The sequence below is a fragment of the Lentzea sp. NPDC102401 genome, from assembly GCF_044765805.1.
Lineage (GTDB): Bacteria > Actinomycetota > Actinomycetes > Mycobacteriales > Pseudonocardiaceae > Lentzea > Lentzea sokolovensis.
In genome coordinates this window covers 227,875-248,548 of sequence record NZ_JBIWKS010000007.1, presented here as the reverse complement: position 1 = coordinate 248,548, position 20,674 = coordinate 227,875, and the positions used below count along the sequence as shown (strand labels likewise).

At 68.2% G+C, this 20,674-nt stretch carries 21 protein-coding genes and 1 pseudogene; 9 read left to right on the top strand and 13 right to left on the bottom strand.

Annotated elements, in window-relative coordinates:
* Positions 1-1,235: 1,235 nt before the first annotated feature.
* Positions 1,236-2,120, top strand: a complete 885-nt coding sequence (locus ACIRG5_RS25435) for a hypothetical protein (protein ID WP_402908697.1) — start codon at positions 1,236-1,238, stop codon at positions 2,118-2,120.
* A 412-nt stretch (positions 2,121-2,532) separates the two neighbouring features.
* Here ACIRG5_RS25435 and ACIRG5_RS25430 read toward each other — a convergent pair.
* Positions 2,533-2,787 (bottom strand): annotated as a pseudogene (locus tag ACIRG5_RS25430) (IS630 family transposase); the annotation flags it as partial.
* A gap of 214 nt (positions 2,788-3,001) precedes the next feature.
* Between ACIRG5_RS25430 and ACIRG5_RS25425 the strand changes: the two are divergent.
* Entirely contained in the window at positions 3,002-3,916 is a 915-nt protein-coding gene (locus tag ACIRG5_RS25425; protein WP_402908975.1) for an NAD(P)/FAD-dependent oxidoreductase, read from the top strand.
* A gap of 719 nt (positions 3,917-4,635) precedes the next feature.
* On the opposite strand, the gene ACIRG5_RS25420 is transcribed toward ACIRG5_RS25425, so the two are convergent.
* On the bottom strand, positions 4,636-4,854 hold the full coding sequence (locus ACIRG5_RS25420; RefSeq protein WP_402908695.1) for a hypothetical protein: 219 nt from the start codon (positions 4,852-4,854) through the stop codon (positions 4,636-4,638).
* Positions 4,855-5,272: 418 nt separating this feature from the next.
* Here ACIRG5_RS25420 and ACIRG5_RS25415 point away from each other — a divergent pair, with 418 nt between their 5' ends.
* Positions 5,273-6,250, top strand: a complete 978-nt coding sequence (locus ACIRG5_RS25415) for an anti-sigma factor RsbA family regulatory protein (RefSeq protein WP_402908693.1) — start codon at positions 5,273-5,275, stop codon at positions 6,248-6,250.
* Between the two features lies 1 nt (position 6,251).
* Here the strand turns inward: ACIRG5_RS25415 and hypB are convergent, their stop codons facing one another.
* From hypB to ACIRG5_RS25360, 11 genes are all read right to left on the bottom strand, one after another.
* Positions 6,252-6,920: a hydrogenase nickel incorporation protein HypB gene (gene hypB, locus ACIRG5_RS25410; protein WP_402908691.1), complete on the bottom strand. Its 669-nt coding sequence runs from the start codon at positions 6,918-6,920 to the stop codon at positions 6,252-6,254.
* Positions 6,890-7,255 carry a hydrogenase maturation nickel metallochaperone HypA gene (locus ACIRG5_RS25405; RefSeq protein WP_402908689.1) on the bottom strand — a complete coding sequence of 122 codons (366 nt, stop codon included), beginning with the start codon at positions 7,253-7,255 and terminating at the stop codon, positions 6,890-6,892. Before ACIRG5_RS25405 ends, hypB begins: the two co-directional genes overlap by 31 nt.
* Positions 7,256-8,335, bottom strand: coding sequence for a hydrogenase expression/formation protein HypE (hypE, locus tag ACIRG5_RS25400; RefSeq protein ID WP_402908687.1), 1,080 nt, complete (start codon positions 8,333-8,335; stop codon positions 7,256-7,258).
* Complete coding sequence (gene hypD, locus ACIRG5_RS25395; RefSeq protein WP_402908685.1) at positions 8,332-9,450, bottom strand: hydrogenase formation protein HypD; 1,119 nt, start codon at positions 9,448-9,450, stop codon at positions 8,332-8,334. Before hypD ends, hypE begins: the two co-directional genes overlap by 4 nt.
* Before the next feature lie 13 nt (positions 9,451-9,463).
* Positions 9,464-9,736: a HypC/HybG/HupF family hydrogenase formation chaperone gene (locus ACIRG5_RS25390; protein ID WP_402908683.1), complete on the bottom strand. Its 273-nt coding sequence runs from the start codon at positions 9,734-9,736 to the stop codon at positions 9,464-9,466.
* Between the two features lie 9 nt (positions 9,737-9,745).
* The gene (locus ACIRG5_RS25385) at positions 9,746-10,234 is read right to left on the bottom strand and encodes a hydrogenase maturation protease (protein ID WP_402908681.1); all 489 of its coding nucleotides are present in this window, start codon (positions 10,232-10,234) and stop codon (positions 9,746-9,748) included.
* The gene (locus ACIRG5_RS25380) at positions 10,231-11,484 is read right to left on the bottom strand and encodes a hypothetical protein (RefSeq protein WP_402908679.1); all 1,254 of its coding nucleotides are present in this window, start codon (positions 11,482-11,484) and stop codon (positions 10,231-10,233) included. The genes ACIRG5_RS25385 and ACIRG5_RS25380 overlap by 4 nt, the downstream gene beginning before the upstream one ends.
* A complete protein-coding gene (locus tag ACIRG5_RS25375) occupies positions 11,481-12,107 on the bottom strand; it encodes an SIS domain-containing protein (RefSeq protein WP_402908678.1) in 627 nt (208 codons plus the stop codon). Before ACIRG5_RS25375 ends, ACIRG5_RS25380 begins: the two co-directional genes overlap by 4 nt.
* Entirely contained in the window at positions 12,104-12,322 is a 219-nt protein-coding gene (locus ACIRG5_RS25370; RefSeq protein ID WP_402908676.1) for a HypC/HybG/HupF family hydrogenase formation chaperone, read from the bottom strand. Before ACIRG5_RS25370 ends, ACIRG5_RS25375 begins: the two co-directional genes overlap by 4 nt.
* Positions 12,319-12,927 (bottom strand): SIS domain-containing protein, encoded by a 609-nt coding sequence (locus tag ACIRG5_RS25365; protein ID WP_402908674.1) that lies wholly within the window; start codon positions 12,925-12,927, stop codon positions 12,319-12,321. The genes ACIRG5_RS25370 and ACIRG5_RS25365 overlap by 4 nt, the downstream gene beginning before the upstream one ends.
* A 158-nt stretch (positions 12,928-13,085) precedes the next feature.
* The gene (locus tag ACIRG5_RS25360) at positions 13,086-13,616 is read right to left on the bottom strand and encodes a multiprotein-bridging factor 1 family protein (protein WP_402908672.1); all 531 of its coding nucleotides are present in this window, start codon (positions 13,614-13,616) and stop codon (positions 13,086-13,088) included.
* Positions 13,617-13,813: 197 nt separating this feature from the next.
* Here ACIRG5_RS25360 and ACIRG5_RS25355 point away from each other — a divergent pair, with 197 nt between their 5' ends.
* Genes ACIRG5_RS25355 through hypF form a run of 6 tightly spaced genes read left to right on the top strand, consistent with a single transcriptional unit; the run spans position 13,814 to position 20,561 of the window.
* Positions 13,814-14,827, top strand: a complete 1,014-nt coding sequence (locus ACIRG5_RS25355) for a hydrogenase expression protein HypE (RefSeq protein WP_402908670.1) — start codon at positions 13,814-13,816, stop codon at positions 14,825-14,827.
* Positions 14,824-16,587, top strand: coding sequence for a nickel-dependent hydrogenase large subunit (locus ACIRG5_RS25350; RefSeq protein ID WP_402908668.1), 1,764 nt, complete (start codon positions 14,824-14,826; stop codon positions 16,585-16,587). Before ACIRG5_RS25355 ends, ACIRG5_RS25350 begins: the two co-directional genes overlap by 4 nt.
* Complete coding sequence (locus ACIRG5_RS25345; RefSeq protein WP_402908666.1) at positions 16,584-17,090, top strand: NifU family protein; 507 nt, start codon at positions 16,584-16,586, stop codon at positions 17,088-17,090. Before ACIRG5_RS25350 ends, ACIRG5_RS25345 begins: the two co-directional genes overlap by 4 nt.
* Positions 17,087-17,734: a DUF5947 family protein gene (locus ACIRG5_RS25340; protein ID WP_402908664.1), complete on the top strand. Its 648-nt coding sequence runs from the start codon at positions 17,087-17,089 to the stop codon at positions 17,732-17,734. The genes ACIRG5_RS25345 and ACIRG5_RS25340 overlap by 4 nt, the downstream gene beginning before the upstream one ends.
* Entirely contained in the window at positions 17,734-18,366 is a 633-nt protein-coding gene (locus ACIRG5_RS25335) for a DUF6084 family protein (RefSeq protein ID WP_402908662.1), read from the top strand. The genes ACIRG5_RS25340 and ACIRG5_RS25335 overlap by 1 nt, the downstream gene beginning before the upstream one ends.
* On the top strand, positions 18,363-20,561 hold the full coding sequence (gene hypF / locus ACIRG5_RS25330; RefSeq protein ID WP_402908660.1) for a carbamoyltransferase HypF: 2,199 nt from the start codon (positions 18,363-18,365) through the stop codon (positions 20,559-20,561). Before ACIRG5_RS25335 ends, hypF begins: the two co-directional genes overlap by 4 nt.
* The last annotated feature ends 113 nt before the right edge of the window (positions 20,562-20,674 follow it).

Below are 20,674 nucleotides of genomic sequence, written 5' to 3'. Positions count from 1 at the left end.
TCCCGCTCCAATACCTTCCCGATCCCCGGAAGACGACCCGAATGATCACGCGGAAGCGTCGGCTCAACCCTTTCCGCGCAAAAGGCCAGGACAACGACGTACACCTACCCCGAAAGGCGTATCCCGGCTCCAGCATTCGCACGCGGAGAACGCGCACACTCACCCCGCCGTCAATCGCCGAACAAAGGGCGGAAACGTGAGTGTTCGTCCTTCGGCTTCACGAAAAGACGACTACCAGCCGAGATCTGCGACATGTCTCGATTGGCAGTCGGAGCAAATCTGAAGGATTTCGTCGTTCGCCGAACATGCCGGGAATGGCCTGGTTGAACGGGATTTGGCCGGAATGTCCGATGTGCCGAGCACACATCGGTCGTGCATCATTCGACCCGTACCGACAAGCGAGTCAGGTGATGTGTTTCCAGGTCGGACATCAGGAAACTTTCACAGATCCGGGAGCATTGCCGTCGGTTGCCGGACACCTGGTTGACGTGACGAATTGCTCCAGCCAGGACGGCGAGCGTTGACTTCGGTTCTGCTCTTTCCGCACATTCGCACGCGCTCTCGCTTGCCGCTGCCAGCCCCGGCGGAGAACGCGCTTTCACCGTTTGCGCTACGACCCACACTCAAGCGATTTCACTTTCCGCGTTCGACAGGGCAGGTGCGGTGCTCAACTCGATCAGCAGACGTCTTCCGATCCGCAGTGATCATGGATCACCCCTCTCACCACATTCCCACCGCCCAGGAGGTCATCAGAAGGCAAGCAACTCGCGGACGCGGCATGGGTATCGCGGCGTCCGCGGCAAGATCACCGCCCTGTCGACGCACACGCCGAGCGTGCCCGCACAGCACACGACAGAGATGCTCGGCGTGCCTGCGGTCCTCGCCGCGTTGCAACCCGGCTGGGTGCCGACGTCTGAGTTCCCGTGCCCGATGATGCCGCTCCCCTGCTGCCCCGGTTCCTCAACCGGGCGACCACCTGATCGTGTCCGCGACCCCGCGTGCCCACTCCGGCATCGTCAACACAGGGCGTACCAACGCCCGATTCGGTGCGCACCATCGGTTTCTGGTAACTGCCGCGGGAAGCGAACTACTGACGACACCGGCGGGTGCTCGCGCGCGGGGCTGTCGACGGTCAGCCTGGTGGTCATCGACAAGAACCCGGCACGACGCGTCTACCCCCGGCACGGTTTCCACGTCGTCGACACATAGTGCTGTTCCCGAAGCTGACCAGGATCGTGCCCGCACCCCTGGTATCGATCATCGCGCTGACCGCGCTCACGAATCAGCGCCGGCATCGCGACGTCGCCATCGGCCTCTTCGGCGACATGGGCGGTGGCGCCATGATCGGTCAAACGATGATCAACCTGAAGACCTCCGTTGCCCGCACACAGCTCTCGACGTCCCTCGCAGGCCCGTTCCTGATGATCCCTGTACATCGCGTTCGGCCCGGTCGTGCCCGGCATCCCGATGGCCCTCAGCGGCGAACTCACCGGCGGCCACTGACTCGGAGGCCCGTACGACTCACGAGCCCCGGCCAGCTCTCCTACCTGTTCGAGCAGATGCGCCCGTACCGCCTCCGAACGGTGGCTGTGCACCAGGCGATCATCTCCCTCCAACGTCCCGAGCACCGCGAGACCCGCACGAGGACCATGCACCTCGGCAACCGCGACCGCTCGGCTGAGCATGACCACTGGGCCCGGCGCGCACTGGGCGAGCACGTCTTACAACGCCAGGATCTGCGGCCAATCCGCGTCCTGTGCGCTGGCGGCCTCGTCGTGCACCGCGGCAATGGCCGCCTGCAGCTGGTACTGCCCGATCGGCCCGGTGCCGAGCGTCCGTTCCGCCAGGGTCGCACCTTCGACGATCGTCGCGGCATCCCACTGGGCTCGGCGTTGTTCGGCGAGCGGCACGAGTACGCGGTCTTGCGCTACCGAAACGGTATTCGTCAGGGCTGGACGTCCATCAAATGTGTCGACACGATCGCCTGCTACGGCTCGACGACGCAGGCGGACGTGGACGGCAACCAGGAGTGGTGCACCGTGATCGAGGGCTCGTCCTACCTCCCGGGCTATGGCGGCAGGTCGTTGGCGGCCAAGAAATGCGAGACCAACAGCTGGTAGCCGGGCCGAAAGTAGGTCAGCCCGAACGTCACTGGGCGAATCGCAGCACTGGTTGGTGACGATCCGCAGGATCCGCACCGCTACGACGTCGAGTAGCCGTCTGACACCGTGCCCGCGTCCGAGGTCATGGAGGCGGGCACAGTGGCGGTCGGAGTCGGTGAGCAGTAGGTAGTCCGGCACGTGTCTGAGGCGCCGGCCGTCGATCTCCGTCTCCAGGGGGAACGGCCGCGCGACGATGCCGCGCACTGATCGGTCGAAGTCCGCGAACAACAGCCACGCCAACTCCAACCGCGACTCGGCAGGACGAGGCCGTTCTCGCGTGCTGACCAAAGCTGCCGGAGTAGTGGCGATGCCCTTTGTAGAAACGAAAAGTGCGACGCAGCTGTCCACAAGGTCTGCACGTCGACGTCTGGTGTCCTGAGTTCTTGATTCGTGTGCGGTGGCGTGCGACGGAGTCGAGGATCTGGTCGGCGGTCTTGGTCCAGACGTTGGGCCGCGGTTCGTCGTTCCAGGTCTCGATCCACGCGCGGATGTCACGGTTGAGCACGCGGACGCTGGTGTGACTCGTGCGTTGAGGCCTCTTGGTCGTCAGCTCGGAGAACCAGCGTTCGACGAGGTCGAGTCAGGAACTCGACGTCGGGGTGAAGTGCACGGTGAACCGCGGATGTCACAAGCCCGCTCAGGCCATCGTCTCGCCGTTGAAGTCCGCGTTAGGGGGCAGGCCTCAGCACGAACAGCGCGCCATGCTCCCGCGCGAGGTGGTCGATCATCTCTTCCCCATCGGGTCGGCGTCGGTCGGCGTCAGGCCGATCGTCCACGCCCATGCTGATGCTCACCACCTGGGCGCCGTCGTCCTGTGGCCTCACGGCGCGGCACCTAATGTGTCTTTCGTGGACGTCGTCGTGGTCGGGGCAGGTATAGCGGGTCTCTCGTGCGCACGTGCGCTGGCAGACGGCGGAGCACGAGTACGGGTCCTCGAACGTGGCCGTGTTGTGGGCGGGCGGTTGGCCAGCCGACGTGTCAACGGCAGGTACGTGGACATCGGTGCCGCCTACCTGGTCGCCGACGACCCCGCGTTCGTGGAGCAGACCGAGTCCTGGCACGCGCGGGGCCTCGCTCGTCCCTGGACCGACACCTTGCGGGTCTACCCCGCGGGCACGGACACGCGCGGTCCCGTGCGCTGGGCCGCGCCCGGCGGACTGCGCAGCCTCGCCGCCGATCTCGCCGACGGACTCGACGTCCGCCTCTCCGCCTCCGTCGCCTCTGTCGAATCCGTCTCGCAGCACGCGGACGCGGTGGTGCTGGCCATGCCCGGACCCCAGGCCCTGAGGCTGTCCCCGCCGCCGGCGATCACCTCCGCCGCGGCCTCGCAGAGCTGGCTGCCGGTCATCGCCGCAGTCCTCACCTATCCGGCCCGCTCGTGGACCGGACTTCGCGGCGCGTTCGCCAACGACCACCCGGTGCTCGCCACCGTGTGCGACGACGGTGATCGCCGAGGCGACGCCGCTCCGGTCCTCGTCGCCCACTCCACCGCCGAACTGGCCTCCGAACACCTGGACGCGCCCACCAGGGCCGGTTCGATCATCGCCGCGGCCGTGGGGGAACTGCTCGGCATCACCGCCCCGCCGGAGATCGAGGTGCACCGGTGGACCTACGCCCAGCCCGAGAAGGCGTCCGAGGCCCCGTACGCGAGGGACGGCCAGGTGTGGTTGTGCGGAGACGCGTTCGGACGCCCACGCGTGCAAACGGCCTGGCTCTCCGGCCGCGCCGTGGCCAGCGCCCTCCTCAGTGGGTGAGCAGTGGTCACGGCTCGCCCACCCGCGACCGGAACCGGGCCTCGGTGACTGTCGCATCAGTCATACCCGCCGGCTCGCGTGAGTGAATGGCGGCGAGAACGTGCTGGAGCGGCCCGGCCGGCGTGACAGTGTCGATGAAGTCCTTCGCCAGGATCGCGTCAGCCTGTGAGCGCAAAAAGTCGGCCCAGGTAACAGTTCTCCGGCGCAGCGAACGAACCCACATGTCGCACATCGCGAGCAGCGCTCGACGCCTGGACCGCACAATCAGCCTCCAACGCACGCTGCAGTCGCTCGCAGAACGGCTCTGATCCTTCACGTGACCAGCAGGGAACAGAGGGAAACAGACTCGAACCGATCGCCGAGTGTCGGGAGTTCGTTGCGATGAGGGAAGGCTTGACGGACGAGCCTGGACGTCGATGTCGCGATCATGGTTCACCTCCTGCATCCACGCTTGCGCGTGGAGGTTCCCGGTCATCGAGGACCAACGTCTCGATCCCGCTGATACCTGGGTCTCGCCGGAAGTGAGTCGCGTGCCGACTGCACCGCCGATGACCGCGTCACCGCGTGCACCCCGCGGACCACGTCTCCAAGGTCACCGGACACCGGTGGTGCCGTTGTGCGTGCCGAAAACCGCATCCGCTCTGGTCAGGCGGCGCGGTGATACTCGTGGATGACCCTGTGGGGTGCCAAAACATGGCTCAACGTGCCTGCCCCGCGGATCACGCTGCTGCAGGTTCGTACTCGTTGATCAAGCCGCCAAGCACTCGCCGACGACGTACGGATCTACAGCCTGACACCTCGCCCGGAGTCTCGGTGGCCGCCAGGATCAGCTCCAGGCCTTCGGACTTGTGCCCGACGAGCCACCAGTACCAGCCGGCGCCCGCCGACAGCCGCATCGCCGCATGCGCTTCACCCGCCGCGACCAGTCCCAACGTCATGGCGACGGCGAGTGCCGCGCCGAAGAAGAACGCGAAGCGGATCCGGGTGATCTCCGTGTCGGCTTCCCGTAGCTGCTTGAAGGAAGTCCGGCCGCGAATTGCGACACAGCTGTCCTGCCCTGGACATAAGTGTCCCGCACCATGCCGAGCAGGCCCTTCAGCACGGTCACAAATGGGAGTTACCCAACTGTCGCAACACCGTTAACATCCAGCACGGCGCTTCCGTCTTGCCCGGCGGATCCGCGCCTGAACTGTGACGACGTCCGCCGGAACCTGAAAACGGATTCGAGAGTCATATCGGTGGAAGTTACCGAAGAAGCGAGTCGATGTGTGGGAGCGTGATTTCCCTGAAGTGCCCTACGCACTGCAAGTTCGATGAATTCGGCAGGACTCGCGATTCCGCCGCCCAGGAGGTGCGATGAAGGAAAGCTTTCTGCACCAGGGCTGCATCTACGGCAGCGACGCGGAATTCCTCGCGATGGCGGTCCCGTTCGTGCAGGACGGGCAGCGCCGGGGAGAGCCGGTGCTGGTGGCCACCACGCGGCCGAACCAGGACCTGCTGCGTGACGTGATCGGCTGGAAGACAGAGGGTGTCGAGTACGCCGATGACGGCCATCTCGGCCACCGGCCTCCGCAGCACGCGACTGCCATCCACCACTACTGGAGCCGCCATCAATCCGCCGGAGCCGTGCGCGTCCTCGCCGAGCCCGAGTGGACCGGCAGGTCCGGCCGCGAGATGGAGGCGTTCAACCGGATGGAGGCGGCGCTCAACGTCGTGCTGGCCGACACCGAGATCTGGATGATCTGCCCGTACGACACCAGGGTGGTCGAAGCCGACGTCCTCGAGGACGTCCGCCGCACCCACCCGGAATGCGTGGTGGGAGGCCGGGCCGAGCCCTCGTCGCAGTTCATGGCGCCCGAGGAGTTCGCGAGGTTGCGGTCAAGCTCGCAGCCCCAGAGCATCGCGGCCGATCTCTTCCGCTTCGAGGGCGAACTGGCGGCGGTGCGGCGGTACGTGCTGAACACGGCCACTGCCCTGCTGCGGTCGGACGAGGACGCCGTCGGCATGTTCGGCATCGCGGTCGGCGAGGCCATCACCTACCTGGCCAGGCAGGGCGTGGACCGGGCGGCGGTGTGGGTACGTCCCGCCGCCGACCGGGTGGTGTGCACGCTGCACAGCGACACACCGCTCGACCACGTTCACCCGTTCGTGGGTTATCGACCGCCAGGTGCCATCGAGCGGCCGGGTGACGGGCTCTGGCTGACCAACCAGATCTGCGAGTGGCTCGACGTGACCTCCGACGCCTCCGGGTGCACCATCGAACTGGCCATGCCGGCACAGGCCGCCGATGACCTGCGCCGGGCGGAGAACTCCCGGTTGTCGTTCGGCTCCTGAGTCACATCCAGTCGCGCAGCTGTCCGCACCACCCGCCGATGCCCGCACCGGTGGTCGCGGACAGCGGCAGGATCTCGGCTCGCTGGTTCACTTGACGCAGGTACCGGACGAAGGCGTCCACGGCGAAATCCAGATGTGGCGCCAGGTCCACCTTGTTGAGCACGACGAGGTCCGCGGTGCCGAACATGTGCGGGTACTTGAGCGGCTTGTCCGCGCCCTCGGTGACAGACATGATCACCACGCGGTAGGACTCCCCCAGGTCGAACAGCGCCGGGCACACGAGGTTGCCCACGTTCTCCACGAACACCAACGACCGAGTGGGCGGGTCGAGCTCGCGCACCGCGCGAGCGAGCATGGCCGCGTCGAGGTGGCAGCCCGCGCCCGTGTTGATCTGCACGGCCCGGCAGCCGGTCGCCCGGATCCGCTCGGCGTCGAACGCCGTCTCCTGGTCGCCTTCGACCACGGAGATCGCCACTGCGCCGTCCAGGTGGCGGATCGTGCGTTCCAGCAACGTCGTCTTGCCTGCGCCCGGCGAACTCATCAGGTTCACCGCGAGCACCTCGCGCTCGGCGAACCATTCACGGTTGCGGTGCGCGAGGTCGTCGTTGTGGGCCAGCACCCGCTGTTCCAGCTCCACCGTCACCCCTGAGCACCCGCAGGTGGCGCACATGCCGGACTCACCTCCACGGACTTGATCAGCAGTTCCCTGCCGGACAACACTTCGGCGTGCGCGGAGCCGCACGCCGGGCACAACAGGATCAGGTGGTCGGAACCGAACACCTCGTCGCAGTCCCGGCAGCGGGCACGTCCCGGTGGCTCGTCCACCACGAGCACCGCGCCCTCGACGGGCGTGCCCTCCGCCACCAGGTCGAAGCAGAACCGCACGGCGTCCACCAGCACGCCGGACAACACGCCGATCTCCAGCCGCACCGAGCAGATCCGGGCCTCGCCCATCTTCTCGGTGATCGCGTCGATGATCGCCTGCGTGACGGCCAGCTCGTGCATTCAGCAGATCCTCGGCAACGGGTCGCCGACCAGCACGTCGCAGATCCTGGTGCCGCCGAACGCCGTCTTCAGCAGCACCAGTCCGGCCGGAGCTTCGCCGACCCGCCCGATCACCGCCGCCTGCGCGCCCAGCGGATGACGACGCAGTGCGTCGACCGCGCGGTCCGACTCGGCACCGGCCACAACGGCCACGAACCGTCCTTCACAGGCAACGTAGAGGGGATCGATGCCGAGGAGTTCGGCCGCACCACGCACCTCAGGCCGCACCGGGATCGCCTCCTCCTCCACCACGACGGCCACCTCGGCCGCCCGCGCCACCTCGTTCAGCACCGTCGCGACGCCGCCGCGGGTGGCGTCCCGCATCATCCGGACACCAGGTGCCGCGTCCAGCAGCGCGGCCGCCAGCTCGTGCAACGATGCGGTGTCCGACACCAGGTCAGACTCGATACCCAGGTCCCCACGGGCCAGCATGATCGTGATCCCGTGATCGCCGATCGGCCCGGACACGATCACCGCGTCACCCGGTCTCACCTCGGGCGGGCCGAGCCGCCGGTCGTGCTCGATGACCCCGACACCCGCGGTGTTGACGTAACACCCGTCGCCCTTGCCTCGTTGCACCACCTTCGTGTCACCGGTGACGACGCGGACGTCCGCCGCGTCGGCCGCCTCGCTCATCGACGTGGCGATTCTGATCAGGTCCGCGACCGGGAAGCCCTCCTCGATGATGAAGCCGGCGGTCAGGTACAGCGGCCTGGCCCCGGACACGGCGAGATCGTTCACCGTGCCGTTGATCGCCAGGTGCCCGATGTCGCCACCGGGAAAGAACAACGGTGTCACCACGAACGAGTCCGTGGTCAGCGCCAGCCGCGAAGCGCCGACCTCCAGCACCGCCGCGTCACCGAGCGGTTCAAGCATCGGGTTGCGGAACGCCTCCAGGAACACCGCGTCGACCAGTGTCTGCGTGGCCTTGCCGCCCGCGCCGTGCGCGAGGGTGATCCGCTCCTCACGCACCTTGGGGCGGCGTCTGCGGGTTCGCTCTATCCGGTCCAGCACCTGGCGCTCGCGGTCGGAGGTGGTCATCTCGTGCTCACCCGTTCTCGGGTGAACCGGCCGAAGTTGTAGTAGGCGGCGCAGGCACCCTCCGGAGACACCATGCACGTGCCGATCGGTGTCTCCGGGGTGCACGCGGTCCCGAAGACCTTGCACTCCCAGGGTTTCAGCACGCCCTTGAGCACCTCGCCGCACTGACACGCCTTCGGGTCGGCCACCCGCACGTCCGGCAGCTCGTAACGCAGCTCCGCGTCGAAGTCCGCGTACGCGGCGCGCAGCCGCAGGGCGGAGTGGGAGATGAAGCCGAGGCCGCGCCACTCGAAGTACGGACGCAGTTCCATGACCTCGCCGATCACTCGCAGCGCCGTGGGATTCCCCTGCCACGGAACGACTCTCGTGTACTGGTTCTCCACCTCCGAGCGGCCGTCCTTCAGCTGACGCATCAGCAGGTAGATCGACTGCAGCACGTCCAACGGTTCGAAACCTGCCACGACGAGCGGTTTGCCGTAGTGACGGGCGATGAACTCGTAGGGCGCGCAGCCGATCACCGTGGAGACGTGGCCGGGCCCGAGGAACCCGTCCAGCCGCAGATCCGGCGAGTCGAGGATGGCCTTGATCGCGGGCAGGATCGTGACGTGGTTGCAGAACACCGCGAAGTTGTCGATTCCTTCCCTCGCCGCACGCAGCACGGTCATCGCGGTCGACGGGGCGGTGGTCTCGAACCCGATCGCCATGAACACCACCTGCAGGTCCGGCTGTTCACGTGCGATCTTCAACGCGTCGAGCGGCGAGTACACCATCCGGATGTTCGTGCCCTCGGCGTTGGCGTCGAAGAAGTTCCCGCCGCTGCCGGGCACCCGCATCATGTCGCCGAACGAGGTCATCAGCACACCGGGCTGGCGGGCGATGTGGATCGCGTCGTCGACGCGCCCCATCGGGATGACGCAGACCGGGCAGCCGGGCCCGTGCACCAGGGTGATGCTCTCCGGCAGGTAGTCCTCGATGCCGTGCTTGTAGATCGTGTGCGTGTGCCCGCCGCACACCTCCATGAACTTGTACTCGCGGCCCGGTTCGCACAGCGCGGCGATCTCGGCCGCGAGGGCTCTGGCCTGACCGGCGTCGCGGTACTCGTCGACGAAACGCATGTCGCGCAACCTTCTAGTCGATGCGGGAGTCCCGCAGTGCGTCCATCTCGTCCTGGTAGGCCTTGCCGAGACCTTCGAGGAAGTCCAGTGCCGCCCGGGCTTCCTCCTCGTCGATCTTGGAGAGCGCGAAGCCGACGTGGATCAGCACCCAGTCGCCGGGTCGCACGTCCTCGTCGGCGAGCAGGCCGATGTTGATGGCGCGCCGCACGCCGCACACGTCGACCTTCGCGAGGTCCTGGCGGTCGGTGAGGATCTCCACGACCTCCCCTGGGATCCCGAGGCACATGTCCGCTCCTCACCTGTCGTGGTTCGTGACGAGCTCGGTCACCGCGGCCACCGCGGTACCGACGGCCCGCTCGACGACGGGGCTCAGGCCCATCCGGTGGTCGACCACCGCGGGCTCGCAGCCGACCAGCAGCACGCGCTTCGGCGTGTGGCCGAGCAGTGCCAGCAGGTCGAGCACGACGTCCGGTTGCATGCCGTGCGCGTCCAGGCACGGCCGCGCGGTGCGTGACGTGGTGTCGAGTTCGACGACGTAGACGGTGCCCGCCTCGTCACCCCGTTCGGTCGCGTCGACCAGGATCGTCAGTTCGTGATCCGCGGCGGCCAGGTCGTAGGCCAGGTGCATGCCGCGCACGCCGTAGTCGGCGACGGTGACCCACGGCGGCAGCTCGACGCCGGCCAGTCTGCGCGCGACCTCGACGCCGAATCCGTCGTCGCCGAGGAAGATGTTGCCGATCCCGGCGACCAGCACACCGCTGGAACGGGAAGACGGGCTGCTCACAGCGGATCGACCTCCTCCGGGCCGAAGTACCGGTACAGCCCGGTCACGGCGAGCAGATCCGCGCCGAGGTCGTCCTCCAGCGTCACCGCGAGGTGGGTGCCACCGTCCACATCGGACATGATCTTGTGCACCACGGCGATGCGGCCGGTCAGGAACATGTCCTGCGCGTCGGCCTTGCGGACGGGCCGCAACCGCACCCTGGATCCCCTGCCCACCAACACTCCGTGGAGCACCAGACGTTCTTCCTCCACCGGCTCTCGGCGCAGGGTGCCGTGCAGCCGTTCCCACTGCTCCGGTCGCAGGTCGTCGACCCGGTCGAGCAACTCCGCCGCTCTGGCATCGGTCGCCCGTGCCTGGCGCTTCTCCTCCGGTGTGAGCGTCATGGTTCTCAACGTGAGCAGCTCGTCGATCTCGGTGGCGTCGAAGGTCTCGCCGGGGCTCTGCTCGGCGATTCTCGGATGGTCGTACAGGATGATCGGAGCGCACAGCACCGTGTCGTCCCGCCCCGGCTCCCCCACCAGCACCGGCCAGGTCCGCTCGTTGCGGCAGCCACGCACCGCGGCGGCCGCCCACTCCGGCGGGTCCACCAGCGACACGAAACCTCCGTCCGACACCCTGAGCAGGGTGTGGGTGGCGATCAACGCCCGCTTGAGCGCGTCCTGCCGGCTGACCTCCGCGGCAGTCCAGGTGGAGGTGTTCCGCACCCACACCCGCAGCCGCAGCGCGTCGGGGCGCCCCGGCACCGGATCCGCACGTAGCCGCAGATCACCCCGCAGGGTCCAGCGCGTGCGCACGACCCGCGCACCGCCTCCTCCCGCGATCTCCTCGATCTCTCCGCCACCGTCCACCTCGAAGGGCACGCGGGTGCCGCGCTCGACGAGGTCGGTCACGCCGACCTCCAGGTCGATCTCGCGCTCCACCGCCTCCTCCCAGGTGGTGTGCTCGAGACCCGCGACCGTCACGGACGGCACCGCGCGGTGCCCGGCTCCATCCGGCACCTCCACCACACGCGACTGCAGGTGCAGGAACCGAAGCCGCACGTGCAGGGTCGCGGCCGCCGCCGGCACCATCAGCAGTTCCGCCCGCGTGTCGTGGTGCTCTCCGGTGCCGACGTACGACGGCGGCATGAGCACACCCCACTGCCAGCGCAGCTGGTTCTTGGCCGCGGACGCGCGGTACGGGTAGAGCAGGTACCCCTCGTACAGGACGGCATCGGCGATCGCCTTCGCCTGTGCCATCACGTCCGTCATGACGCCACCAGCTCCCACAGCACGTGGTAGAGCGCTGTCTGCGCCTCCTGGATCCGGTGCACCGAGGCGGACGGCACGACGAACAGGTGGTCGATGGCGGGCGACTCGGCCATCCTGCCTCCGTCGCCACCCGCGAAGCCCACGGTGAGCAACCCACGTCTGCGTGCCTCGTCGAAGGCCGGCAACAGGTTCGTCGAGTTGCCGCTGGTGGACAGTCCCACCGCTATGTCGCCGTTTCGGCAGAAGGCCGCGACCTGGCGGGAGAACACCACGTCGAACCCGACGTCGTTGCTGAGCGCGGTGATCACCGCGATGTCGTTGGTCAGCCCGAAGGCGGGCAACGGCCGCGCCTCCCCGGGCGGGTTGAGGAACAGGCTCGCCAGGTCCTGGGCATCGGTGGAGCTGCCGCCGTTGCCGAACGCGAGCAGCCGTCCCCCCGCCGCGAACCGTTCGGCCATCTCACGCGCGCACACCGCGAGGCGGTCCCGTTCCCGTTCGAACACCTCTTCGCGCAACCGGATCGTCTCGTGCACCTTGGTCACCGTCGACGCGCGCACCAGCGCCACCAGTTCGTCCACATCGGACGACGGGGCGCGCAGGAACGGGTACAGGGACTCGGTCACGCGGTACCACCAGGCAGTAAGGAGATGGCCTCCCCCGCGTGCACGAGTACCTGGTCGCCGACGTCGGCGGTCACGAGCGCGATGCTCACCTCGCGTTCGCCGTCCTCGAACCGCACGATCGCCATCTCGTCGCCGAGCAGGCTCAGCACCGTCGCGGGCGTGGCCGTGTCCGAGCACGTGACGCAGACATCGTCCGAGCAGCCCGGCGTGCTCATGCCACACCCGATCGTTCGAGGAACACGTGCGTCAGCTCCCACAGCAGGTGGTACGTCGTCACGTGGACCTCCTTCACCACCAACGGATCCGCGGACCTCGCGGTCAGCACGTGATCAGCCGCTCCGATCGCGGCGATCGTCCCTCCGTCGCCGCCGGCCAGTGCGACGGTGAGCATCCCCGCTTCTCGTGCGACCTCCAGCGCGCGCAGTACGTTCTCGCACTCGCCGTCGGCGGACAGGCCCAGCGCGATGTCCGAAGGTTCGCCCAGGCAACGAATCTGGTGTGCGAACGCCTCAGCGAACCCGGCGCGGGCCGCGACGCCCGTGAGCGTGGCGACGTCCGAAGTCAGCGAAAGCGCCGGCAGGGCGCGCTTGCCCATGATCACCGGATGCACGAACTCCACCGCGACGTGCTGGGCGTCCGTGCTGGGGCCGCCGTTGCCGAAGACGACGAGCTTGCCGCCGGCCCTGAACCGTTCAGCCATCCGACGACAGGTTCGCGTGATTTCACCAGCCTGCTCGGCGAGGTCGATCAGAGGACCGGTTCGACGTCGTGACAATTCGTTGAATCGGTCAGCACGATCTGTAGTCGAGGGTTTTGCCACGAGCCCTTCTTCGATGTCGGAGCGGATTCCGCAGCCGCAGGGAGGATTTCTACTTCACGACCGCACGCGCACGCAAGAGCGCGAATATTCCTGGTGGAGAAGAAGTCCAGTGGTCGCACTTGAAGAAGTTTCAGAAACACCGGATGCTTTTTCGGCACTCAGCGAAACGGCAGGTCGCCGAACCTGTCCTGGACACGGCGCAGCTCGCGCAGCCTCGGTTCGGTCTCCCCGCCCGCCCAGCGACTCACGGTCTTGACCGACACGCCGAGCTGCTTCGCGGCCGCCTCCCTGGTCATCCCCTCGCGGCGCAGCACCTCGGTGATCCATTCGGCGAAACTCGCCACCGCGGCCACCGGATCCGTCGCCTGGGACACTTCTGACCTGGGCGTAGTAGACCCGTCCGGAGGGCGGCCATCCGAGTGAAGGTGCGCGGTCTCCGACGGCAGCACGTCGAACTCGACCCGGTCGGGATAGGTCCGGCAGGAAACCTGGATCTGCCCGGACGGGCCGGCGGCCTCGAGCAGCACCCGCAGCACCGTCCTGCCCAGCTCGCGGTTGTCCACCTCGGACAACGGCGCGTCGGCCAAACAATCGCGCAGGAACTCGTGAATCTCCGACACCGAGGACGGCCTGGCACGGAACACACGCGTGAGCACCACGACCGGCATGATCTCGATCGACTCACCCACGCACCCGGCCCCTTCCCGCGACGTACGAGCCTACCCCTCCGCCCGAATTCTCCAGCGGGTCAGCATTGTCCAGTCCAATGACAGTTCAGTCTTGCCCTGGATGCGAGGAAAGGTCTAGCGTTGCCTCGCCCCGGACCGGCAGGAATAGAATCACCGTCCTTGCTTCTCCGCGGCGTTTCCAGCGGAGGTGAACCGAGATGACCAGGGCCGAGCAGGAGCCCGGCGACAGACCACAGGCCCAGGTCGACCCCGAACCCGTCGTGCACGTGCTGTGGCTGAACGGCGGCCTCGGCTGCGATGGCGAATCCGTGGCGCTGACCGCCGCCACCCAGCCCAGCATCGAGGAGATAGTCCTCGGCGGGTTGCCCGGACTGCCCCGCATCGCCATGCACTGGCCGTTCCTCGACTTCGAGTGCGGTCCCGACAGCGGCGCGGACAGCTTCATCGAGTGGTGGCACAAGGCCGACCGCGGTGAGCTCGACCCGTTCGTGCTCGTCGTCGAAGGCTCGGTGCCGGACGAGACGAACAAGGCCGAGGGCTACTGGTGCGGCTTCGGCACCGACCCGGTCACCGGCCAGCCGGTGACCACCAGCGAATGGCTCGACCGCCTGGCGCCCAAGGCCACCGCGGTGCTCGCCGTCGGCACCTGCGCCGGCTACGGCGGCATCCACGCGATGGCGGGCAACCCGACCGGTGCGATGGGCGTGCCGGACCACCTCGGCTGGGACTGGAAGTCCAAGGACGGCATCCCGATCGTGGTGGTGCCCGGCTGTCCCGTCCAGCCCGACAACCTCTCGGAGACCATCCTGCACCTGCTCTACCAGGTCGCCGGCCGCGCGCCCGCGATCGACCTCGACGAGGCCCTGCGGCCGCGCTGGCTGTTCGAGACGACGGTGCACGAAGGGTGCGACCGCGCCGGCTACTACGAGCAGGACGAGTTCGCCGAACGGCACGGCTCGCCCAAGTGCCTGGTGAAACTCGGGTGCTGGGGCCAGGTGGTCAAGTGCAACGTGCCCAAGCGCGGCTGGATCAACGGCATCGGCGGCTGTCCGAACGTGGGCGGCATCTGCATCGCCTGCACCATGCCCGGCTTCCCGGACAAGTTCATGCCGTTCATGGAACATCCGGCAGGCGGGAACACACCCGCGCCCGTCCGTGCCGTGTCCGGCACCGCGATCCGCGTGCTGCGGGAGATCCGGGTGGCGCGATGAGCTCCGAGAAACCCGGCCTGGTCGAGATGACCTGGGACCCGATCACCCGGATCGTGGGCAGCCTCGGCATCCACACGAAGATCGACTGGGCTCAGAAGCGCGTCGTGGAGTGCTACAGCACGTCGTCGATCTTCCGCGGCTACAGCGTGTTCATGAAGGGCAAGGACCCGCGGGACGCGCACTTCATCACCAGCCGCATCTGCGGGATCTGCGGTGACAACCACGCCACCTGCTCGGTCTACGCGCAGAACATGGCCTACGGCGTCCGCCCGCCGCACCTCGCGGAGTGGATCATCAACCTGGGTGAGGCCGCCGAGTTCATGTTCGACCACAACATCTTCCAGGAGAACCTGGTCGGCGTGGACTACTGCGAGAAGATGGTCCGCGAGACCAATCCCGGCGTGCTCGACCTGGCCAACCGCACCGAGGCGCCGCACGCCCGTGAGCACGGGTACCGCACGATCGGCGACATCATGCGCTCGCTCAACCCGCTGGAGGGCGAGTTCTACCGCGAGGCGCTGCAGGTCTCCCGGCACGCCAGGGAGATGTTCTGTCTCATGGAGGGCAGGCACGTCCATCCGTCCACTTTGTACCCCGGCGGGGTCGGCACGGTGGCCACGATGCAGCTGTTCACCGACTACCTCACCCGGCTGATGCGGTACGTGGAGTTCATGAAGAAGGTCGTGCCGATGCACGACGACCTCTTCGACTTCGTCTACGCCGCGCTGCCCGGCTACGAGGAGGTCGGCCGGCGGCGGGTGTTGCTGGCGTGCTGGGGTGGCCTCAACGATCCCGAGCACTGCGACTTCACGTATCGCAACATGGCGACGTGGGGCCGCAAGATGTTCATCACTCCCGGCATCGTCGTGGACGGCAAGCTCGTCACGACCGACCTCGTCGACATCAACCTCGGCATGCGGATCCTGCTCGGCTCCTCCTTCTACGAAGACTGGGAGGGCATGGACCGGTTCGTCACGCACGACGAACTCGGCAACCCGATCGACGCGCGGCACCCCTGGAACCAGCACACCATCCCGAAGCCGGGCAGACGCGACTTCGGCGACAAGTACTCCTGGACGATGTCACCGCGCTGGTTCGACGGCACGGACCACCTCCCGCTGGACACCGGTGGCGGCCCGCTCGCCCGGCTCTGGTCCACCGCGCTGGCGGGCCTGGTGCAGACCGACTACGTGAAGTCGACCGGTCACAGCGTGCGGATCACGTTGCCGCGCACCATGACCAAGCCCGAGACCACCTTCGAGTGGCGGATTCCGCGGTGGAGCAACGCGATCGAACGCAACCGGGCCCGCACCTACTTCCAGGCCTACACGGCGGGGCTCGCACTGCACTTCTCCGAACGGGCGCTGGCCGAGGTGCGCGGCGGCCGGACCGACACCTGGTCGGAGTTCACGGTGCCCGACGACGCGTTCAGCGTCGGGTTCACCGAGGCGGTGCGCGGCGGGCTGTCGCACCACATGGTGATCAAGGACGGCAAGATCGCGAACTACCAGCCGTATCCGCCGACGCCGTGGAACGCCAGCGTGCGCGACAGCTTCGGAACGCCCGGCCCATTCGAGGACGCCGTGCAGAACACGCCGATCTTCGAGGAGAACTCGAAGGAGAACTTCAAGGGAATCGACATCATGCGCGCGATCCGAAGCTTCGACCCGTGCATGCCCTGCGGTGTCCACATGACGGTCGGTGCGGGCAAGACGCTGACCAGGATCCACACCCCGCACGCCTTCAGCGGTGAGTCGTGAACCACGACGTTCGCGCGGCGGGCGACCGCATCGAGGTGCTGCTCGCGGCCCTGCGGGCCGGGTCGGCCAAGGACACCGCCGAGGAGCTCGTCCGCTTGCTGATGGCCCTGTACGGCGAAGGACTCGCGCGGGTTCTCGCGATCCTGCGCGAGCACGATCCCGCACTGGTCGCCCGGCTCGCCGGGGACGACCTGCTGGCGGACCTGCTGGTGCTGCACGACCTGCACCCGCTCGACACCTCGGCGCGCGTCCGCCAGGTGCTCGACGGGCTGGCCTCCCTCGGCCCGCTCGAGCACCTGGGCATCGACGCCGAAGGGGTTGTCCGCGTCCGCCTCACCGCGAGCGGCTGCCACCAGTCCGCGGCGGTGCGCACGGTCGAACAGGCGGTGCTCGACGCGGTGCCGGAGGCCACGAGGGTGGAGGTCGTCACCGCCGCCCCCGCCACGTTGCTGCAGATCGGCATGCGGCCACCGCCAGGGTGGCGGCTGGAGGTCGCGTCATGAACGGGAGCCACGGACTGCAGCGCTTCGCCGGCCCGCCGGGATCCCTGCTGGAGCAGCGTTCCGCGCAGATGCGTCAGCTGGAGCAGTGCGAGATGTGCGGGACCCCTGTCGCCGCCCGCCACGGCCACGTCGTGGACACCAAGCGCCGCAGCCTGATGTGCGCGTGCCGCGCCTGCTTCCTGTTGTTCACCAGGGGCGCGGCTCGGCGCAGCAGGTACCGGGCGGTGCCGGAGCGCTACCTGTGGGATCCGCCGCGACCGGTCACCCGGAACGAGTGGGAGCGGCTGGACATCCCGGTGAGCTCGGCGTTCGTGCTCCGCGCCGACACCGGCATCACCGCGTTCCACCCCAGTCCCGCCGGGGCCACCGAACGGCCGCTCAACCCCGGTTTCTGGACCGAGTTCGCCGCCGCGCACCCGCTGGTGGCGGTCGCGGAATCCGACGTGGAGGCGATCCTCTTCCGCTGCCGCGCGGACGAGGTCGACTGCTTCCTGGTGCCGATCGACGTGTGCTACCGGCTCGTCGGCACCGTCCGGCTGTACTGGTCCGGAATGGACGGTGGCGACCAGGTGCGCGACCACATCGACGCGCTGTTCGCGGAGATCCGCGCCAAGGCGGGCGCGTTCGCGGGAGGTGCGCGCTGATGGACATGCTGCACTTCGAGTGCGAGGGCGCCTGGCCCACCCGCTACGCGGCCGTGCCGGGGCTGACTCTGCGGCTGCGCATCGTCGAGAGATCCGGTGCGCCCGTCGAAGCGGTGGCACTGCGCTGCCAGATCCGCATCGAACCGCAACGCAGGACGTACTCGGCCGGCGAGGCACGACGCTTGAGCGATCTCTTCGGGGACACGGGGCGTTGGGCGAAGACCCTCAAACCGGTGTCGTTCTCGACTGTCTCGACCATGGTGCCGGGTTTCGCCGGAAGCACGTCCGTCGACCTGGACGTGCCGTGCACCTACGACCTCGAGGTCGCGTCGACCAAGTACTTCAACGCGCTCGACGACGGCTCGGTCCCGCTGCTGTTGTTGTTCAGCGGCACGGTGTTCGGCAGCCAGGACGGCAAGCTTCGGGTGTGGCAGGTGCCGTGGAGCAACGAGGCCGCCTTCGCGCTGCCGGTCAGCGTGTGGCGGGAGACCGTGGACCTGCACTTCCCCGGCAGCGCGTGGCTGCGGGTCCGGCGCGACACGATGGATGCCCTGCAGCGCTTCAGATCCGAGCACGCCTTCGCCACCTGGGACGACGCGATGACCGCCATGCTCGCGGCCACCGACGGGTGAGTCGCGTAGGAAGGGATCTCCGCGTCGCCGGCATCGTGCAGGGGGTCGGTTTCCGCCCGTACGTGCACCGGCTCGCCACCGGGCTGCGGCTGTCGGGCCGCGTCGGCAACGACGTCGCCGGGGTGTTCATCGAGATCGAGGGCACGCAGGAGAACGTGACCGAGTTCCTGTCCGCGCTCCCCCGCGACGCCCCTCCGCCGGCACGGATCGACAGGGTCGAGGTCACGACCCGCGCGGCTCGCGGAGCCGGCGGGTTCGAGATCGTCGCGAGCCGGGGCGGCGGCGCGAACGACGCCCTGGTGTCGGCGGACTTCGCCACGTGCGCGGACTGCCTGCGTGAGTTGTTCGACCCCGCGGATCGTCGCTACCGGTACCCGTTCGTCAACTGCACGCACTGCGGACCACGGTTCACCATCGTCCGCGACGTGCCGTACGACCGGCCGCGGACCACCATGGCGGACTTCCCGATGTGCGCGGCGTGCGGGGCCGAGTACACCGATCCCACCGATCGGCGGTTCCACGCCGAGCCGACGTGCTGCCCCCGCTGCGGGCCTCGCCTCGAACTCGGCGGCAGCACCGACCCGCTGGGCGACGCCGTCACCCGGCTCGCCGACGGGCAGGTGCTCGCGATCAAGGGGTTGGGTGGCTTCCACCTCGCGGTGCTCGCGGCCCACCACACCGCCGCGTCGGTGTTGCGCAACCGCAAACACCGTGCGGACAAACCGTTCGCGGTGATGGTCGCCGATCTCCGTCAGGCGACCGCTCTCTGCGAGGTGGACGAGACGGGCGAACGCGAGCTGACCAGCCCTCGCCGTCCGATCGTCCTGCTGCCACGCCGTCCAGGCGCAGCGGTCTCCCCCGCGGTGGCGCCCGCAACGGGCGAACTCGGGCTGATGCTGCCCTACACCCCGCTGCACCATCTGCTGCTGCGCGACCTGGGCGAGCCCATCGTGCTCACCAGCGGGAACATCCCCGACGAACCCATCGCCCACCGGAACGCGGACCGCTTGACCGGCATCGCCGACGCGGTGCTGACCCACAACCGCCCCATCCACGTCCGCGCCGACGACTCGGTCGTGCGCGCGGGCACGGTACTGCGCCGTTCCAGAGGCTACGCACCCGAACCGCTCGTCCTGCCGCTGTCCTGTGCCCAGCCGGTGCTGGCATGCGGCGCGGAACTCAAGAACACGTTCTGTCTCACCAGGGATTCGCACGCGTTCCTGTCCCAGCACATCGGCGACCTCACCGATCACGAGACGTACACCTCGTTCACCGAGAGCATCCAGCACTTCCAGCGCCTGTTCGGCATCACCCCGCGGGTCGTGGCGCACGACCTGCACCCCGACTACCTCTCCACCAGATACGCCACCGGACTCGACGACGTCGACCTGGTCGGTGTCCAGCACCACCACGCCCACATCGCGTCCTGCCTCGCGGACAACGGCGAAACGGGTCCGGTCATCGGCGTGGCGTTCGACGGCACCGGCTACGGGCCCGACGGCACGATCTGGGGCGGCGAGTTCCTGATCGCCGACCTGTCCGGATACGAGCGGGCCGGACACCTGCGCCCCGTCCCCATGCCGGGTGGGGATGCGGCGGTCAGGCAGCCATGGCGGATGGCAGCCGCCTATCTGCCGGACGTGGACCTACCGGTGGCACAACGCCATACGACACAGTGGGCCGCAGTGGTGACAATGGCACGCAACGGCGTGAACGCGCCACTGACGTCCAGCGCCGGCCGGTTGTTCGACGCCGCCGCCGCCCTGCTGGGCGTGCGAGACGAAATCACCTACGAGGGCCAGGCAGCGATCGAGTTGGAGCAGTGCGCGGATCCGTCCACTTCGGACGGCTATCCGGCGGGTGCCGACGACCTGGTGGTGCGCGGCGAGGATCTGCTGCACGCGGTCGTGGCAGACCTGCACGCGGGAGTCGATCGTGCGGTGATCGCGGCACGGTTCCACAACGGCCTCGCCGATGCTGTCGTGACCTGTTGTGCACGGCTGCGGGAGAACACCGGCCTGAAAACGGTCGCACTCTCCGGAGGCGTCTTCCAGAACGCGTTGCTGCTGCGCAGAACCGTGGCCGGGTTGCACCGGAACGGGTTCCGCGTCCTCACTCATCAGCGTGTGCCGGCGAACGACGGAGGCATCAGCCTGGGCCAGGCAGCCGTCGCCGCCCGCCTCACGGGCGGCTGACCGCTGTCCCAGCGGCTTCTCGGGCCAGCCTTGGGTCCGCAACGGCGCACTGGCCGCGAACGCCGAAGCGATCTCTCAGACGAACACCGGGCACCCGCAGCAGGCCTGTGGGA

Excerpts from the sequence above, each read along its gene's own strand:
- ACIRG5_RS25420 (WP_402908695.1), bottom strand. The coding sequence starts at position 4,854 with ATGACGTTGGGACTGGTCGCGGCGGGTGAAGCGCATGCGGCGATGCGG.
- ACIRG5_RS25415 (WP_402908693.1), top strand. The coding sequence starts at position 5,273 with ATGAAGGAAAGCTTTCTGCACCAGGGCTGCATCTACGGCAGCGACGCG.
- hypB (WP_402908691.1), bottom strand. The coding sequence starts at position 6,920 with ATGTGCGCCACCTGCGGGTGCTCAGGGGTGACGGTGGAGCTGGAACAG.
- ACIRG5_RS25405 (WP_402908689.1), bottom strand. The coding sequence starts at position 7,255 with ATGCACGAGCTGGCCGTCACGCAGGCGATCATCGACGCGATCACCGAG.
- hypE (WP_402908687.1), bottom strand. The coding sequence starts at position 8,335 with ATGACCACCTCCGACCGCGAGCGCCAGGTGCTGGACCGGATAGAGCGA.
- hypD (WP_402908685.1), bottom strand. The coding sequence starts at position 9,450 with ATGCGTTTCGTCGACGAGTACCGCGACGCCGGTCAGGCCAGAGCCCTC.
- ACIRG5_RS25390 (WP_402908683.1), bottom strand. The coding sequence starts at position 9,736 with ATGTGCCTCGGGATCCCAGGGGAGGTCGTGGAGATCCTCACCGACCGC.
- ACIRG5_RS25380 (WP_402908679.1), bottom strand. The coding sequence starts at position 11,484 with ATGACGGACGTGATGGCACAGGCGAAGGCGATCGCCGATGCCGTCCTG.
- ACIRG5_RS25370 (WP_402908676.1), bottom strand. The coding sequence starts at position 12,322 with ATGAGCACGCCGGGCTGCTCGGACGATGTCTGCGTCACGTGCTCGGAC.
- ACIRG5_RS25355 (WP_402908670.1), top strand. The coding sequence starts at position 13,814 with ATGACCAGGGCCGAGCAGGAGCCCGGCGACAGACCACAGGCCCAGGTC.
- ACIRG5_RS25350 (WP_402908668.1), top strand. The coding sequence starts at position 14,824 with ATGAGCTCCGAGAAACCCGGCCTGGTCGAGATGACCTGGGACCCGATC.
- ACIRG5_RS25340 (WP_402908664.1), top strand. The coding sequence starts at position 17,087 with ATGAACGGGAGCCACGGACTGCAGCGCTTCGCCGGCCCGCCGGGATCC.
- ACIRG5_RS25335 (WP_402908662.1), top strand. The coding sequence starts at position 17,734 with ATGGACATGCTGCACTTCGAGTGCGAGGGCGCCTGGCCCACCCGCTAC.